This window comes from Paenibacillus sp. 1_12 (assembly GCF_900114475.1).
Classification (GTDB): Bacteria; Bacillota; Bacilli; order Paenibacillales; family NBRC-103111; genus Paenibacillus_S.
The window spans coordinates 50318-67506 of record NZ_FOTE01000023.1 but is presented as its reverse complement, the minus strand read 5'-3'; the positions used below and the strand labels follow the sequence as shown (position 1 = coordinate 67506).

Annotated in this window: 11 protein-coding genes; 1 reads left to right on the top strand and 10 read right to left on the bottom strand. The window is 42.3% G+C overall.

Features of this window, described 5'->3' with window-relative positions; genetic code table 11:
• Positions 1 to 1672: 1672 nt before the first annotated feature.
• The gene (locus BM210_RS29500) at positions 1673 to 2578 is read right to left on the bottom strand and encodes a GNAT family N-acetyltransferase (protein WP_177238074.1); all 906 of its coding nucleotides are present in this window, start codon (positions 2576 to 2578) and stop codon (positions 1673 to 1675) included.
• Positions 2579 to 2740: 162 nt separating this feature from the next.
• Positions 2741 to 3550, bottom strand: a complete 810-nt coding sequence (locus BM210_RS29495; protein WP_218184989.1) for a sensor histidine kinase — start codon at positions 3548 to 3550, stop codon at positions 2741 to 2743.
• A gap of 207 nt (positions 3551 to 3757) precedes the next feature.
• Here BM210_RS29495 and BM210_RS29490 point away from each other — a divergent pair, with 207 nt between their 5' ends.
• Positions 3758 to 4603, top strand: coding sequence for an AraC family transcriptional regulator (locus tag BM210_RS29490; RefSeq protein WP_091176087.1), 846 nt, complete (start codon positions 3758 to 3760; stop codon positions 4601 to 4603).
• A 651-nt stretch (positions 4604 to 5254) separates the two neighbouring features.
• On the opposite strand, the gene BM210_RS29485 is transcribed toward BM210_RS29490, so the two are convergent.
• From BM210_RS29485 to BM210_RS29450, 8 genes are all read right to left on the bottom strand, one after another.
• Positions 5255 to 6034 (bottom strand): SDR family NAD(P)-dependent oxidoreductase, encoded by a 780-nt coding sequence (locus BM210_RS29485; protein ID WP_218184988.1) that lies wholly within the window; start codon positions 6032 to 6034, stop codon positions 5255 to 5257.
• Positions 6035 to 6063: 29 nt separating this feature from the next.
• Positions 6064 to 8166 carry a beta-galactosidase gene (locus BM210_RS29480; protein WP_091176086.1) on the bottom strand — a complete coding sequence of 701 codons (2103 nt, stop codon included), beginning with the start codon at positions 8164 to 8166 and terminating at the stop codon, positions 6064 to 6066.
• Between the two features lie 26 nt (positions 8167 to 8192).
• Positions 8193 to 9077 carry a carbohydrate ABC transporter permease gene (locus BM210_RS29475; RefSeq protein ID WP_091176084.1) on the bottom strand — a complete coding sequence of 295 codons (885 nt, stop codon included), beginning with the start codon at positions 9075 to 9077 and terminating at the stop codon, positions 8193 to 8195.
• Positions 9067 to 9939 (bottom strand): carbohydrate ABC transporter permease, encoded by an 873-nt coding sequence (locus BM210_RS29470; RefSeq protein ID WP_091176083.1) that lies wholly within the window; start codon positions 9937 to 9939, stop codon positions 9067 to 9069. The genes BM210_RS29475 and BM210_RS29470 overlap by 11 nt, the downstream gene beginning before the upstream one ends.
• On the bottom strand, positions 9936 to 11249 hold the full coding sequence (locus tag BM210_RS29465; RefSeq protein WP_091176081.1) for an ABC transporter substrate-binding protein: 1314 nt from the start codon (positions 11247 to 11249) through the stop codon (positions 9936 to 9938). Before BM210_RS29465 ends, BM210_RS29470 begins: the two co-directional genes overlap by 4 nt.
• A gap of 129 nt (positions 11250 to 11378) precedes the next feature.
• A complete protein-coding gene (locus tag BM210_RS29460; protein WP_091176079.1) occupies positions 11379 to 13004 on the bottom strand; it encodes a response regulator transcription factor in 1626 nt (541 codons plus the stop codon).
• A gap of 4 nt (positions 13005 to 13008) precedes the next feature.
• Entirely contained in the window at positions 13009 to 14664 is a 1656-nt protein-coding gene (locus BM210_RS29455) for a sensor histidine kinase (protein ID WP_091176078.1), read from the bottom strand.
• 168 nt (positions 14665 to 14832) lie between these two features.
• Positions 14833 to 17166 carry a helix-turn-helix domain-containing protein gene (locus BM210_RS29450; RefSeq protein ID WP_091176076.1) on the bottom strand — a complete coding sequence of 778 codons (2334 nt, stop codon included), beginning with the start codon at positions 17164 to 17166 and terminating at the stop codon, positions 14833 to 14835.
• Positions 17167 to 17189: the final 23 nt, after the last annotated feature.

Sequence of the window (17189 nt, the reverse complement as noted above, 5' to 3'; positions counted from 1 at the left end):
ATTTTTATATTTGAAGGCTGCCCTTCACACACGCAATAATAAATACTCCCCCTCTTTAGTATGGCGCCGTGGCTGCGGGCTGATTGGCGGCACCAGAATAAAAACTCAGCCATGTATTGTTTCATCTAGCAGTACTATAGCTGCGGCTGCCTGTTGGTATGTAGACACGTTGGGGAAAAATGCGGCAAGCATTGTAAACACCAGAAAGGTACTTGCACGTTTCTTCAATGAAAGCCTGTTCGTGTAAAGCCTCCCTACACTCGATTTTTTAAATTTTGTCAATAACCAATAACGAGCAATTGCATCCCCTTCTTTGCAATAATGAAAACACTTACATAGGTAAATATATTGGGTTAGATCGTTACAATCAATATGCATAATTTAACTAGATACATGTTTTAATGTTTAATCCTCATATTTTTACATTCCCCACAGATCTTTTATCTGAAAACATAAAAATAAGGATGAGCATGATGCTCATCCTTATTTTTATGTTTTATAATTTATAGGGTTAGTCGTCGTACATACTGGTCAACGTAGGCTGCGAGTTTTTTATTAGATGTTGATGGAATATAAATTACAATCAACTAAACTACCGTTAGCACAACGCAGTTGCCAATCTATGCCAGCAGCCGCGTCTTAGTTGTTTTTTGAGCAAACGTTCATCGTTAGTTTAATTACAGGGGGACGAACCACATGTGATCGAATGACTTCTTCATCATTTTAGGCATCTGTACAGTCAAATAGTTATTAACCCACATATCATGAAATACGATTTAATTTAAACTTCTAAAAGGAAGTGGAATTCAATGTTCTTTATCCCACAACCACAGGTGTATATGAGACAACCGCAATCTCCTCCACCTGCATTCATCCCCCCAAAACCTGAAGTGTCTTATGTAGTTGACTGTTTATATGAATACACATATGTCTGGCTACTGAATGGAGACAATTTCTGGTTTTATCCGACTCGTGTAGAGTATGGTGAAGTCTCAGGGTATAGATGGAATGGAGCGTTTTGGATGTTTTATGGCATTGATCCAAGAATAATTGATGTCGTTGCGTGCCCCCCAATTCCTACCCTTTACTGAGATGATTATTAGGTAGCTACTACTTATTTTACTTACTTTTGCACGACCTCCTACTTTAAGGCAGCCGTTCAATCTGCATCGGCTGCCGTCCTTGTTTATTGAACTCTTGTGTCCCTTTAGCTTAATAATGTGCTTTATCGAAATAGTCCCAAGACAGATAAATACAAATAACTGCAAATACGAAAAAGATAACAGAAATCAATGTATTTCTAAGCAATTTTACGCCATATGCAGAGAAAAAAATAGCAGCCGCTAATTTAGCAATGCTTTGGTAATAACCATTATACGAAAAAAATGAATTGCTAAATATTATAGTAATAAGCAAAGTTGAAGTTACTAGAATCTTAAACCAAAAAGGTTCCCTTAAGAATTGTTTATACACAAACTTAATCCTCTGCATCGCAGTCAATCCCTTCTCATTTCTTAATTTCTATAATAACATGATAAAAATCCCAACTAAACTGCCAGTTATCTTAACAATACCAACATATAAAAAGCCCTCATCCTTCAGGGATCGAGAGCTGGTTTTTGTTTTCAAAACTTCAGGTTATTAAACTATCGTTCCCCGTTAAATTATAACACTATGCATGTGCTAATACAGGCACACAGAATTTTGAATTTTTATCAAAGGTAAAGTTAGCTTTTATAAAGAGCATATCACCATTTTTGTCCATCCACTCATACTGTGCTTTCTCAGTGTATTGATCTGGTGTGAAATGAAAATGAATATATTCTGTTTGCTCATTAGCAATACGATTAAGTAATCGATTTAAATTAACATCACATTGACTAACTACATCATATAGATTTAGTAAATGACCTTCTTGTTGATAGACGATAATAGCCTCGTCCTCTTGCGAATAATATATTGATTCGGGAAATACTTTTATTGCGTAAAACATAAAGAGTCCTTGATTATTGCTAACACCAAATTGTTCTGAAATAGGTCTACGGGATAAAACCATTCTTTTGATAAATTCCAAGTCATCTTTATTAGAACAATTCAGCTTGTGTAAGGTAGTATCCGCACTTGGAGTGGAATGATATTTAAGTTTGAATTGTGATTCATCAAAGGATTCAAATCCAAATATTGGATAGAAATCAATTACAGTGCTATTAGCGAATAAGAAGAAGATATCACAATCTTGATCGTAAATATCTAGAACATGCCTCATCAATTTTCCAGAAAGTCCTTTCCCCCTAAAATCGGGATGAGTCATAACTGTTCCAATTTGAATCGCTTTTTTATTTAACCCATTTATCGTCAAGTCCATTTTGCTAACAGAAACATTGGCAATGACTACATTATCCCTGATGAAAGAATGGCATATATAACGGTCATCCCAGAATCCTTTCTGATACCAATCTTCAAAGTTGATATTAAAAACCAAAGTCGCTAGTTGATTAAAACTATCTCTGTAAACTTTACTATCTTTATAATCGTTAACTAGGTCTATTTCAATATCTATATTTTTATTAGAACACACAAATATTCCCCCTAATGTCTATATGTTCACACAACTTCTAGTTTACCATTGGAAGTTTTATTATGTAAGGTAAGTATCAGGTATTACTAAACTTTCCTGACCTTTAGCTTAATGAATAACAAGGAGCAGCTGTCGTTGTTTGTGTATGTTGACCATTTCATTTTACAAGTCAGCAAGTGACGCTGTTGTTAAGTAGAAAGGCAATTTCATACCAATAATGGTCCCAAGTTTTTCATTTGTTATAATTTTTAAACCATAATTTTTTCCATAAACTAATCGGATCCTGTTATGTACATTCATAATTCCATTGCCTGACTTTTTATTTTTTAATGTAGAGTTAAGAATGCTTTCTTCCATTTCAGTGAATATATTATTTAAAGTTTCTTCAGGTATTCCAAAACCGTTATCTTTTATTTCAATGATTAGATTCGATTGCAAGATGTATGCCTGAATTTCTATGTAGCAATTCTCATCAAAACCATTTTTGAAACCATGATATATGCAATTTTCAACTAGCGGAAAAAGGCTTAGCCTTAGGATTTGGAGATCTTTCAGTTCTTTTGGTATCTTCAAAATTAAATTAATATTTTGATCTCGATAGCTCAATAATTGCCAATACTTTTCAAGATAAGTAATTTCCTCATTGATTGTCGCGAATTTACGGTCGACATAAAAAATGTAACGAAGAATAAAAGAATAAGACTGTATAATGTCTGATATTTCTTCTATCCCTACTTGAATCGCGTAGCTATCTATAGTAGTTAGGATGTTTATCATAAAATCCTGATTCATGTGTAGTTTTGGAGCTATAGCATCTGCCAAGCATTGCTCTAAGAGTTTTAAGTTGGCATTTGAGCATTTATCAAAATCTTCACACATGCATGCTCCCCCTTGTTTTAAGCTTCCTACGAAATTCCTTGATTTTAATATACTCAATTTAAAAAGATGAATTTGAGGGAAAATTAATCTCATCCGGATGCTCCCAGTCAAATGCATAGACCATTTCGTCCGCACTCTTCGTTCTTGAATAATCGTATTATTACTTGTCATTAGATACACAGCATTCGCTCGAAAAAATCAATTTCAAGTTCACTATTTTAGTATATCAAGGCTATGGTAATATAGACATGTATGAAACTAATCTATACCCGTCCATTATTAACATTTACAGGTGAACATATGATGAATGCACAACAATCCGCTTTCTTGGCGGACCTTCTTCAAAACCTTCAGATACATGTCAAAGAAGCTCATCTTACTCAGTGTACCGAATCGTGGAGACTGCATGATTTTACACCGGAATACAATAAACTATATTGGATTCTGAATGGAGAAGGCTGGATCCAAGTAGGAGATCAAATGCTGCACCCTCGTCCAGGGCAACTTTACTTGCTGCCCGCTCATTCGCTACAGTCTTATTCCGTCACCAGCAATCTTCCTTATTATAAATATTGGTGCCATTTCACCGCGCATATCGGTTCGTTTGATCTATTCCAATGGCTGGACATACCGCTCTATATGAAAGTCAGCAAAGTCGAGCAGATGACAACATGGTTTGAAGAGCTTGTTGCGCTATTCCACAATTCTTCGATAACATCCCGGCTTCGGGAAAAGGCAATCCTGCTGCAAATTATATCCTGCTATTTAGAATCTGCTCCCGTCCATATGCTGCAGCGCACCGAAGAAATGGATAGACTAGGCCAACTGCAAAGATTCATCGAACACAATCTGCATAAAAGAATAACCGTGGAACAAATGGCAAAATCCGTCCACTTCCACCCCAATTACTTGATCAAATATTTCAAAAAGTACTTCGGCATGCCACCCGCTAAATATATGCAGCGCAAACGGATGGATAAAGCTAAATTTCTGCTCACAACAACGTCGCTGAGCATGAAAGAAGTCGCTGAGCAGACCGGTTTTGAAAATACGGATCATTTTACAAAAAGCTTTCGCAAAGAAACAGGGTTTCCGCCGACGGAGTATCGGAAGAATGTACGGGGTAGCACTTCGCTCTCAACATAAATCATTTTGATGACATCCCTATTAATTTGATTGCATCTGTTAAAATGTCCACATTCGCAATTCGAATGGCTTCAATTTCTTTCTCGTAGGAGAACTTTTGTTCTTAATACACTACTCACAAAATTCCGTCGATGAGTCCAACACTTTGATTGTCGGATCGGTTGCGCAAATACCGAAACAAACCGGGATCTGTTTCGATTCTTGAAACTGAAATAGCTGCCGTATCCAACCGACAGCTTCATAGAGATGCTCCTATAACAATGAACCGAGTTCCCACGATATGCTATATCGTATTTGCAGCAGCATGGCTCGTCAGCTGCGTCCTTTCTTACGTGCTGACTTGTATTGCTGTTCGTCAAAATGCCTGTCGATAGGTTATGTTAGAGATGATTTGTAATTAGAATCATCTGTCATACTGTCCAAATATAAAAACAAGGAGCAGCTGCGGTTGGCAGTCGCTCCTTGTTTTGCATAAATTACCATTAATTAACAATGTATCCGAGTAGCTCGGTGTGCACGAATCCCATTAAAGCGTTTGAGCGATCGGAGGCACCGAACAAGGACTGATACTGATATGAAAAAGATCGTATTCCCGGTGCCATTGCTGGATTGAGCAGTACGATCTTTTTGTAACATCAAATATTATGGAGCTTAAGGCTTAGGATAAGGCCGTGCCTGTACACCTAAACCACCGTCAACCGACAAGGTTTGGCCTGTCATAAAGCTGGACTCTGAGGAAGCAAGGAACAACGCACTGTTCGCGATATCCTCTGGCGTGCCTTGCCTGAGCAGAGGGGTGCCGAAATCTGCCGGATTTTGCCGGGCCAATATTTCATCATCCATCTTCTTAACTGGTGTACCCAGAATTACAGCCGGTGCAATGGCGTTAACTCTGATGTTCCAAGGTCCCAAATCCAGTGCGGTTGCCTTCGTAAATGCGTCAATTGCACCTTTACTGGCATCGTAAGCGACCATCTGCCTGTGGGCTTTCGTCGCGCCAATCGATGACAAATTAATAATTGCGCCCTCACTCCTTTCCACCATCATGATAGCCGCCCGATGTGTGGTTAAATATACGCTTTTCAGATTGATGCGAATGACCTTATCCCAGAACTCTTCATCGTATTCCAGAAAATGCTTATTGCACTGAGTCCATCCTGCGTTATTAACCAGTATATCAATCTGCCCGAATTCACCGGTGACGATATCAAAAAGCGAGTCCACCTGCTCTTTAAGTGAAATATCTCCTAGATGGGCAAACACTTTATGATTAGAAATGGCTTGGAGCATCTGCACCGTTTCCTTCAATCCATCCTCGACAATATCATTAACAATGACATGAGCGCCATGCTCGGCAAACTTCAACGCGATGCCTCTGCCTATTCCCATAGCCGCACCCGTAATGACAGCCACTTTATTTTGTAACCTCACCCGAATCACCACGCTTTCTTTGATTTAAATTATTCAAGCTTTAAAATGAGCGCATCCTTGGCAGGCATCATCACCTTGAGCTGATTACTTGCAAGCTCAGCAGCAGGCTCGCCCCAAAGCTTCTCTATGGATGACACACAAGCGAATTTGTCGGAAATATGTAATTCCGTAAATGCCTCTGCATCAGAGCTATTGATGATCCACACAAACTTACCCCCGCTGCCCTCATGAAGCCGAACCTGTACCAGCGGATTATTGGCCCGCACTGATTGCTCTTTCCCGCTCCATGCGAATACATCGGCAAAAAATTGCTTCGTGCCTACATCACTAGTCCGGTAATAGGCTTCTGACGGAAAGGTTCCTACCAGCAGCACCTTACCTGTACCGTAGCTGTTCTCAACCACAGCGATGGTTCCATCCTCATAATTTCCGATAGCCGTTCCATTGGTTAACTGATACGATTGCAGAAATACGCCACCCTTGACCGTTGCGCCATTCATGTCAAAAGTTATATTGCCCGCGATATCCGGCATAAATTCCACAAGCTGCTGCTTCGCTCCGAATACCTCATCCAATCCAAAGTTTGGCTGCACGGTGCCTACCGTTCCAAAGTCGCCGAAATAGGCTGGGCAGCCTTCACTGATCAGCGTACCACCATGCTCCACCCAATGCTTCAATTTCTGTGCCTGCTCCTGTTTGAGCATGATCGGATATGGGAAATAAATAACCTCATAGGCATCAATCTGGTCAATATGAACCCAATCCGGCTGAAGATTATTATCAAAAAATCCGCGGTACGCCCCCCACATTGCGCTGGAATAATAATCGCATTTCACTTCGCGTGAATAGATGTGGTTGAAGGCTTCGGTCTCCGGGACTACCAGGATACCGATATCTCCCTTGATCGGCGACGAGTTGAATAGCGAGGCCTGCGCCGGTTCATTCGCCCATTTGGCAATGGAGCTCGCCATGGCGGAACGGTCTGTCCGCGAGCCGTCCATCTCATAGGGACCAAACGCACCGAACAACGGTCCATCCAGCAGCGGACGCCATCTGGGAAACAGCAGGCCAGTGGCGCCGCCTGCCAGCGAGATCATATTCCACAAGCGGATATCCTCCGCTTCCGTGATCCGTCCATCCTGCCTTGGGCGGCCGGTAAGCTGCGGCTGCAGCCACAAAGGCCCGCCCTGCATCTCGGCATGCCAGAACGGCTTCCCGTTCGATCCCGAACGGGTCAAATCCACAGCATGCCATTGCTTCCAAGGGTCGCTGCCTTTTCTTGTAGCGACCCAGGTGAAGCCGTAGATCTCCACATGGCGAGCGGATTCCCAATCATCAGAGCCTGCCGCAGCCATCTTCACAAGGCTCGCAGCCTCTCCATGGGCGGTAATGTAATTATCTGTATCCAGACTGACGATGAGATCGCTTCTCCACTTCATTTTTGCATAAAAATTTTGCTTGTTAAACTCAATCCAATCGAACGATTCTGGATATATTCCAAGCTTGGCAGGAGGCTGGACATCATTCCAATCGGTATAGCTGTAGCGCCTCCATGCGATACCCAGCGTTTTCAGATCGCCATATTTGGCTTGCAGCCATTGCCGGAATTTGGCTCTGGAATGCTCACAATAGCAGGCCCCGGTCGTCTGGAAATTGCATTCGTTCAATATGTCATAGCCGACCATGCTGGGATGGTCCTTACAATGTAAAACCAATTCGGTTAGGAAGCGTTCTCCCAATGCCTTGACCTCATCGCTATCGAAGCATAGCCCGCCGTAGCCGCCCACTGCGCTGCTTCCGCCCATCATGCTGTGGGTTTTCTTTCCATCCACATTCGTGTGGAGTGCATCCGGATATTTCGTAAACGCCCATTCAGGCGCGAACGTCATCATTTCGGAAATGACCGTTTGGATGCCGTTCTCTGCGGCAAGGTCCATATGCCGGTCATATTCCTCCCAGTCAAAGACACCAGGCGCTACCTCAATGGCACTCCACATGAACCAATGACGGAACATGTTATAGCCATCCTCACGTGCTACTGCATAGTCACGCTCCCAATCCGCTTTAGGCGGATTGGATTTACGGAAGTACACAGCGCCATAAGGAAGCTGTGGTAATTGTTTTTTTGCCATCGTTTCATAACACTCCTATTCTGTAATTAACCCTTTAATGCACCGGCAGAGATGCCACTGATTACATATTTTTGCAAAGCCAGATAAATGATTGTTAGCGGAGCTATAGCTAGTAAAAATCCTGCAAAAACAATTTGCCACTGTGTCCCAAATTCTCCATGCATCGTATACTGCGACAAAGTGAGCGTGAAATCGGTCTTTTTTTGCAATACCAACAGGGGCAGCAAAAAGTCATTCCAGATCCAGATCAGATCCAAGATGAATAACGTGATGATCACGGATTGCAACATCGGAAGCAGAATCTTCCCATACAACTGGTACACATTGCAGCCATCTATAGTCCCTGCCTCCATAATTTCCTTCGGGATGGAACGGATAAAGCCGACCAGTAAGAACACCGCAAACGGGAGACCATGCCCAATATAAACAATGATGAGCCCCAGCTTGGAATTCATCAAATATAAGCTTTTCAGCAGCTTGACCAGCGGAACAAGCACGGTGTAGCTTGGAATCATAATGCCTGACAGGAAAAAATAATACAAAAAATGATTCAATTTGTTGACTTGCTTCGCTAATGTGAAGGCTGCCGTGGAGGCAACGAGTATAATCCCGACCACGGACAGCAGGGAAATAAAGGCCGTGTTAAACAGTACTGTGCTGTATTTGGTAATTTCCCATGCCTTGACGAAATTATCGAAGTTCAACGTTTTGGGCAGGCCAAAGGTTGAATACAGCAGCTCGCTGGGCTTTTTCATCGCCATCGTTATGACGATATAAAAGGGTAGGAAATAAATGATTGTAAATACAATCAAGATGATTTCAAGCACAACCAGCTTTTGTTTTTTTAAACTCATCGGTTTCTTTTTCAGGCTCATTGTTTTATTGGTTACACTCATCGGTTTATATGACATCTTCCTCCCGCTTTCTTAAAAATTTCAGCTGAATGAGGGTACAGACAACAATGAGAAGGAACAGCATAATCCCGATTGTTGTACCATAGCCAGCCCTTGAGAAAAAGAAGGATTCTTTATAAATGCTTAAGGCCATAACCAATGTAGAGTCACCCGGTCCTCCGCCCGTCAAGGCGAAAATACTGTCGAAGTCTTTAAGTCCACGTTCGAAGGTAAGCACGACATTGATCGTGATCGCAGGAGCCAATAGCGGCAATGTAATGTAGAAAAACTTATAAAACGGACCCACGCCATCGACCTCTGCGGCTTCGTATAATTCTTTAGGAATCATCTGCAGGCCCGCCAGGAATATGATCATCGTCCATCCGGCCATCCTCCATATACTGGCGAAGGCGGCAGCATAAATCGCTCCATCCTTACTGCCCAATATGTTGTTCGCCAGCATATCGATTCCGATCAGCTTGCCCGCGCCCATTAACGGTCCCGAATATACAAAGCTCCATATATATCCGTTAAGCAATGGACTTAACGTGCAGACAATAAAAATCGCGGTGCGAAGGACATTCTTGGTTTTGATGCTTTGGTTCAAGGCTATAGCCAGTACCAACGCCAGCACATTCTGAAATATCGTTACACAGATCGTATATTTCATCGTTGTAGAGAAGGTTCGCAGCACGATTTTGTCTGTGAATAAGGTGAAGTAATTATCCAATCCAATAAAGCGATACGTTTTGCCTAACCCATCCCAATCCGTAAAGCTGTAGTAAAACGCCCCGATAAGCGGGGCGATGACCAGAACAAGGTAAAGGATAATCGCCGGCAGCGACAACGAAGTATATTGGAGATTTTCCCGCAGCTTCATTCTTTACCAAAATTTTCGACAAAGGATGGATTGGCCTTCATTAGCCGTTGATGCTGCTCTTCCCATTGATTGATCACGCTGTCAAGCGGTTCTCCCAAGAACCACTTTTGTGTAACTTCTTTCATAATATCTTTAATCCCGGGAATCCAGACAAGATCTGCATGGGGTGATTTTTTATTTCCATTTAGCCAAGGCAGCATCGTCTTTAAGGAATCGTCATAAACATCGGTAACCCCAACTACGGTTGAAAGCTGCTTCGCTTCCTTGGAATAAACATTACCCATCGCTGGCGTCAAGGCGAACTGGATAAATTTCTTGGCCTCTTCCGGGTATTTACTGCTGCTTGAAATATGAAGTCCGGTCGTAACTCCCACATTAAGAATACGGTCTTCTGTTTTATCCTGCAAAGCGGATGGTACCATCGTAAGCTTCGTATCCGGTCCATAACGGCGAATCGTTGGCAGAAGGCTGTTTAAATTCATCAGCATCGCCCCGTCACCTTTAATAAGGCGTTTAACAGCTTCGTCGGCATCGACACCCAACGCATCAGGAGATACATATTCCTTCAGCATGCCATAACGTTCAAACATCGTGCGGATCACAGGGCTATTGAAGTGCAACTCGCCCTTAAGCATTTTTTTGTAATAATCAGGATCATTAGGCACTACAACCGTTGCCAAATACTGAAAGTCAAATTGCGACACATGGCCAACATCTTTTCCAGCGACGATCATCGGATATTTGATGCCTTTTTCCCGCAGCACTTTATTTACGTTCAAAAACTCACCAAAATTTTCCGGAGCCTTAAGCCCGTATTTATCAAAAATTTCCTGGTTCATATAAATCCCAGTAGCTTGTGCATTCAATGGTGCCGCGTAAACCTTGCCCTTGTAAGTGACCAGCTTCAGGTCATCCTTCTTAATATTCGCCAAAAGCGGCGTGTCTGTAATATCCAACAACAGCCCCGCATTCGCAAACTCCGCAGTTCTTGCTCCTACCTGAAACGTATACAGATCGGGAGCGTCCCCGGAGGAATATTTAGCTTTTAAAGCCGTAATGAAGGTATCGGTGCCAGGAACCGCATTCACTTCAAACTTGACTGTCGGATTCGTCTTTTGAAACTCTTCGATGATCTTGTTGAACGCCGGGACATCATCGGCCGAGTTTAGCATTAATTTCAATGTTGCATTAGCTGCAGTTGCAGGGCTGCTTGTCTTGCCTGGCTCTGCGCTGCTGCCAGTCGTTGATGGTGAAGAGCAAGCGGTTACCATCAGCAGCATGCAAAGTAAAATCGGAACTAACTTTCTCATGAGATCGTCTCCTCTTTGTATTAGGATTGCGAAAGCGCTATCATCCTGTAAGTACCTCTAAATCTTAATAGGAAACGTCTTTGCTGGGTACCTCATTATTAATCAGTGTTCTAACACCATATTAATTTATTACTGCTTATCCCGATATTCGGATGGAGTAAGGCCGTATTCTTTGCGAAACAGCTTATTAAAGTAGCTGAAATTGTCGTAGCCGACCATCAAAGCTACGTCGGAAATCCGATATTGCCGGTCCATTAGCAAAACCAGCGATTTTCGCAAACGGATACCATGCAAGTACTGGTGAACGGTCATCGTAAATTTACTTTTAAAGCGGTTGGCCAAATATTCCTTGCTAATATAAAACTGGTGCGCCAAACTGTTCAACGACAAAGGTTCCGCATAATGAACGTCGATATAAGCTTTAACGAGCCCGATTCGGTCACCTGACGCGTCCAGCTCCCCTTTATGCTGAATATTAATCTTTTCCACGATCAAATGAATAAAATAGCTGCGGATTGACTCCACATTAAATTTCATCTTAAGCCCAAAATTAAACGAATCAATAGGGCTATTATCCGATAAATCGCCTTCCGGGGAAATGTTGGCTATGGAGGAGTATGCCAGAAATAGAAAATGGCACGTCAGGGCACCTTGGTTCTCCCATCTCTCAAACAATTCTCCGACAATATTTTCAACCCGATTTTTCTGGGCGTGCTTAACTATATAGTTGATTTTGCGTGTCAGTTCACTTATTTGTGATATTAACAGCTCAGGAGTGGGCTTACTTTCTTTACATATTACAGTTTTATGATCGATGTTAAGATAATTCAAGTGAGTATGTACGATAACCTCTTCCAATTTGTGAATGCTGCTGGACACCCGATCTCCACGAACAGGCTCTACCTTGTTTAAAAAGAAGCAGTCCACCTTCAAAACTTTTTTAATCGATGAGACCAATTCCATCAATACCCGCTGACCCGCCTCCGGCGATACCAGAATCCAATAAACGAGATGCTGATAGGTGGAGGAAGAGCCTATCACATAAGAATACCCGTAGGAATCCAACATTTCTCCGAAAAATTTACAAACAATATAAGAGAACAGCTCTCTGTCCCCGTGGTACCGATCTGATACACTAGCATAATAATTTTGAACCACCACAATATGGACTTGCCAGAGGTTTTTTTCTGAAAAAGCGGGAAGCTCCAGCTTTTCCTCGGTTGTTAAAGCTTTGCCTTCATAAATCTTTTGTTTAATCAAATCCTGGCGGCGCAGCAGGCTCTCCTTTTTATTGCGAGTAAGTGTGCTCTCCATAGCCATCATCGTTTTCTGCAGATTCATCCGCTCGACAGTTTTCTTCATAGCGCACTCTACATCCTCCAAGTCGAAAGGCTTGAGTATATAATCGATCACATTAAAGCTGATAGCCTGCTTGGCATAGTTGAAATCATCAAAGCCGCTGACAATAATGATGTGCTTGTAGACTTGCTTTCTTTGCAGATGGGCGAGTACCTCCAAGCCATCCATAACTGGCATGACGATATCGAGAAAAATTAAATCAGGCTCCAGATCCTCCATGAGCTTCAGACCTTGGATACCGGTTTCGGCCTCGCCAATAATGTCTACCCCGTAGTCGGACAAGTTGAGAAGTGTATGCAGCGCTTTACGTACTTTGGGTTCGTCATCAATGATCAGCACTTTAATCAGCGGTCTGCTATTAGGTGCATAATCAGATATGTCCACAGGTTTATTCATCGCTTTAATCTACCCTCCAAATGACAGAAACCTCTGTCCCTTCACCAAATTGACTTTGCAATTGTATGCCTGTTGAATTCTTGAAAAAATGCTGTACTCTTTGCTGGACGTTGCTTAGCCCGATATGATTGTCATCTCTGGCATCGACATTCAGGCCAAGCTGCAGGGCTATAAGCCTTTCGGGTAAAATACCACAGCCCGTGTCGGTTATTATAATCATGATTTGACCATCTTCCTTTTTGCCAGTAATGGTTAAGGTTCCGCAGCCTTTTCTCGTAATCCCATGCAAAATCGCATTCTCAACGATAGGCTGCAGCGAAAGCTTCACACAAGACACATCCATTAAGGATTCATCGATTGCGATGTGAAAGCTCAGCTTTTCCTCAAACCGATATTTCTGAATTTGCAAATAATGACGGACATGCTCAATCTCCCGCGATAAAGGCACAAGGTCATGCTCGGATTCAATCGTATAGCGAAAAATCGATGACAATGATTTGATCATCGAACAAATCGAAGCAGCTCCGGCGTCCAGCGCCTCCGAATACATGGAGGTTAAGGTATTGTACAAAAAATGCGGATTGATTTGTGCTTGCAGCGCCTTTACCCGTGAATACGATTCCTGTAATTTGAGCTCATACTCATTCTGGATCATTGCCTCCAGCTTCGTCACCATCACATGGAATTGCCGCGACAAGAACCCGATTTCATCTGGTCTGTCATTGATAGGATCTGAGATATCGAGCTTAAAATTACCGTTCCCTACATTTTTCATGGTCTGTGCCAAGCTGACAATCGGGCGGTAAAATTGCTGGGCAAACAGCAACCACAGCACAATTCCGACAATTAGGACGCCGACTCCGAGATAGATCGTAAATTTAATCGAATTCCAAGCGGTCTGCTTCACGATGGATTGAGGAATATACTTCACCACAAACCAGCCGTACTTATTTTCTTCGCTCTTAATTACATAGACTAGGTCTTTCTGTAAATCTAGCTTTCGGGTTTCATAAATCACGTTCCCTTTGGAATCATTGACCTGAATGTAATCGTTTGCATAATCTTCGCCGAATAGATCTACAAAAAACTTCTTGTTAAGGCCTAAACCAAGAACCCCTACCTTCTTTTTTTGAATGACATCGGATATGGCTCTCCCGATGAATACTTCATTCACATCCTCTGAAGAAGAAGTATGGATAGTCATCGCACCGCCGCCCTGCTCAACCTCATTCAACCAAATTCTATCCTTGTAGGTGAAGCTGTTTAATAGACCTAAATTCAGGTAGTCCACTCTGTAAAGATACTGCTTGGCATCCAAATACAGATAAACGCTGCTGAAGCCTTTCATCGACAAGGTCAGTACCTTCAGTAGTGTTTCCATTCTCTGCTGTCTTTCCGGGGAAATCGTGTTATTATTCGTCAAATTGATTAAATAATCATACACATCAGACGTTTCATAAATACTCATAAGCTTGTTATCTAGCTCGTTAACCGAATATTGGATATTACGGTTTAGCTGGTTCATCAATTGCAGATGCGAGGTAATAATCTCTTCTCTGTATTGCTTTTGAATTTCATTATAAGTAAACAGCAGGCTGGCCAGAAGCGGAAATGCCATAAAAAGGACGGACATCAGCAAATATTTATGCTTTAGCTTCACTTGCTCATCTCCAAATACTCGAATTTAAAACTAGTCCTATTATCAGTAGACAGAAAACCTGCCCACATGAATGAATTTCATGGGCAGGTATTTTCTACTATGCCGATCAGGGCTCCAACTGCTTGGAACGGAACTTGAGGAGCCATAGTCCGTCACTTTATCATTTATTTAACGGTTGCTTGCTCGGAATTGACCGGGAGATTGCTTCATATAACGTTGAAAAATACGATTTAAATTGCGCTCGGAATAGCCGATTGAAAGGGCAATGTCAAACACATTTCTTTCGGTGTCCAGCAGCATCCGCTTCGCTTCCTCCATCTTACAGATCATGACATACTCGACAAATGACATTTCCATCTCCTTCTTAAACAGCCTGCTCACGTAAGAAGGGCTCATTCCTATAAGCTCCGAGCACAAGGTCAGCGAAATATCCGTTTGAATATGATCATGGATATATTGGCAGACTCGATTAATTTCCATTTTTGCGGAATCCCCTGGATGTTGATCAATGAGTCTTCTATATAAAGGAAAGCAGACGTCGACAAACCAATCATACATTTCCAACTGCGTTTGTCTTCCTTTCAGTTGATCAAACAAGTTGTTTTCCAAAATGTCGAGAATACTAACTCCGCACTGCTCGACCGATTCAATTATAGAGGAAAGCAGAACGTGGTAGGCTTGATAAATAAAATTGTATGTCTCGGAATCGCGAAGCGCGTCTGCAAAGCCTTTAAGCGCTCGCTGCGCTTCTTCAAAATCCCCCTTGGACAACGATGCCAAAATAGCCTTTTCTTCCGCACGGGGGTAATAGACGGCCGTTTTTTTTCTCGGGACTTCTAAATCTTCGATATAAAGGACCGGGTTTGTATCACGGTGCATGCGGTATTGCAGCGCTGTCAGCGCCTCCCTGTAAGAAACCGGAATATCCGCAGCATGGGAGTACACTTTTCCGATGCCTACAGACACTTTAAGTTTTAAATATTGCTGCAAAGCATCGCAAACGGTAGCTGCGTATTGCTTGGTTTCCTGTACAAATTGATCATAGTTGGTTTTACTGCAATCGTTTAATATGGCGATTCCCCGGCTCTGATTAAAATTCACGACATATCCATTCAAAGACTTGTATTCGTTCAATAGCTCATCCATCACGTTGGCTATGGCAAAGCTGACAATTGGCTTATCCTCGGGCATAAACCGTGTCTCCCGGTAATAATGCTCAACATCGACAACAATCACTATATAGCTGCCCGTCAAGGCAATGCCGAAACGGTGACAATCCTCATTGAGCGTAATGGGCAGCCCGTATTCGTTATCCAGCAGTTTATGAAAAAAACGTTCCCGCAGTCCGGGCTCCAAGCTGCTTAAATAGCCGGATAGCTGCTCCGACTCCTTGCTCAAAAAGTTAAGACACTCCCGAATATAATTGAGCTCATTATGGTCTCTGCTTGCAATCTGGCCCCTGCTCAGGCTTTTTCCGTATTTGAACAGATGCTCGATGGGATTGTAAACTCTTCGAGAATTTACATAACTGATCAATACACCGATTGCGAGCAGCATCAGCACCGTGAACATGGTAACCCAACGCACCCAGCTCATGCGGCTGTCTATTTCTTTTTTAGGAACGGTGGAAATATATGTCCGACCCATAGAGGACTTAACGAAGGTATACAAAGTTTGCTCTCCTGCAGGATTACCTGAGAAGAAGTTTCCCGATTTATCAACCGAGGCAAGAATGCTTTGTACTGCCTGATCATCGTCTATCTTCGTCCTCAAGAGCTCCTTCTTTTTCGAATGGAGCATAATCTTGTTTTGGGTATCCAGCACAATTACTCCTTGGCCCGGTATAAATGAGATGGAATCCAATAAATTGCTGCTAAGCTCATTTTCTTTTACTTGAAAAATGACAGCCCCGTTTATTTGGTCCAGCGAAATAATAGGCAGCTGCCTGATAAACGATACATAGCCGTTTTTACCTGACTCAGGCAAAATGACCCACTCCGATTGTTTGTTGGATGCGACAGCAGCATCAAGATCGGAGCGGAATTTATAATCCTGATACGAAATATGCCCGTATTCATTGGATAAAATCAATTCGGATCCGACACTGTACAGAATGATTTCGCTGACTGCTTCAGAGGCGTTTTTTTTGCGCAGCATGCTATCCAAAATTAGCTTTTGGTAAATGTATTGCTTTTTAAAATCAGGAGTGAAAAAAGTTTCTGTTACAATAGGTTCCATGGATAGGTTAAGCGATTCCTGTTCGACCCGCTCTAAGATGCGCTCCATCCGATCATTAACCAAAGTCAACGATACCTGGCTTTCATCTCTAATTTGCTTGTACATTTGGTTCATGGAGGTCTGGTAGTAAATAGTTCCTCCTATAATTACCGGAATGCATGCAGAAATACAGCCGAGCCAGATCATACGGTGCAGAAATACGCCATTATAATCGTGAGATGGAGAAAATACGGATTTCCACACACGCTGCCACACGTTAACCATGGAAGCCCCTCCAGTTCAAAGTT

Bases quoted from the DNA above. Each gene is read 5' to 3' on its own strand.
- BM210_RS29495 (WP_218184989.1), bottom strand. From the start codon at position 3,550: ATGAGATTAATTTTCCCTCAAATTCATCTTTTTAAATTGAGTATATTA.
- BM210_RS29490 (WP_091176087.1), top strand. From the start codon at position 3,758: ATGATGAATGCACAACAATCCGCTTTCTTGGCGGACCTTCTTCAAAAC.
- BM210_RS29480 (WP_091176086.1), bottom strand. From the start codon at position 8,166: ATGGCAAAAAAACAATTACCACAGCTTCCTTATGGCGCTGTGTACTTC.
- BM210_RS29475 (WP_091176084.1), bottom strand. From the start codon at position 9,077: ATGTCATATAAACCGATGAGTGTAACCAATAAAACAATGAGCCTGAAA.
- BM210_RS29470 (WP_091176083.1), bottom strand. From the start codon at position 9,939: ATGAAGCTGCGGGAAAATCTCCAATATACTTCGTTGTCGCTGCCGGCG.
- BM210_RS29465 (WP_091176081.1), bottom strand. From the start codon at position 11,249: ATGAGAAAGTTAGTTCCGATTTTACTTTGCATGCTGCTGATGGTAACC.
- BM210_RS29460 (WP_091176079.1), bottom strand. From the start codon at position 13,004: ATGAATAAACCTGTGGACATATCTGATTATGCACCTAATAGCAGACCG.
- BM210_RS29450 (WP_091176076.1), bottom strand. From the start codon at position 17,166: ATGGTTAACGTGTGGCAGCGTGTGTGGAAATCCGTATTTTCTCCATCT.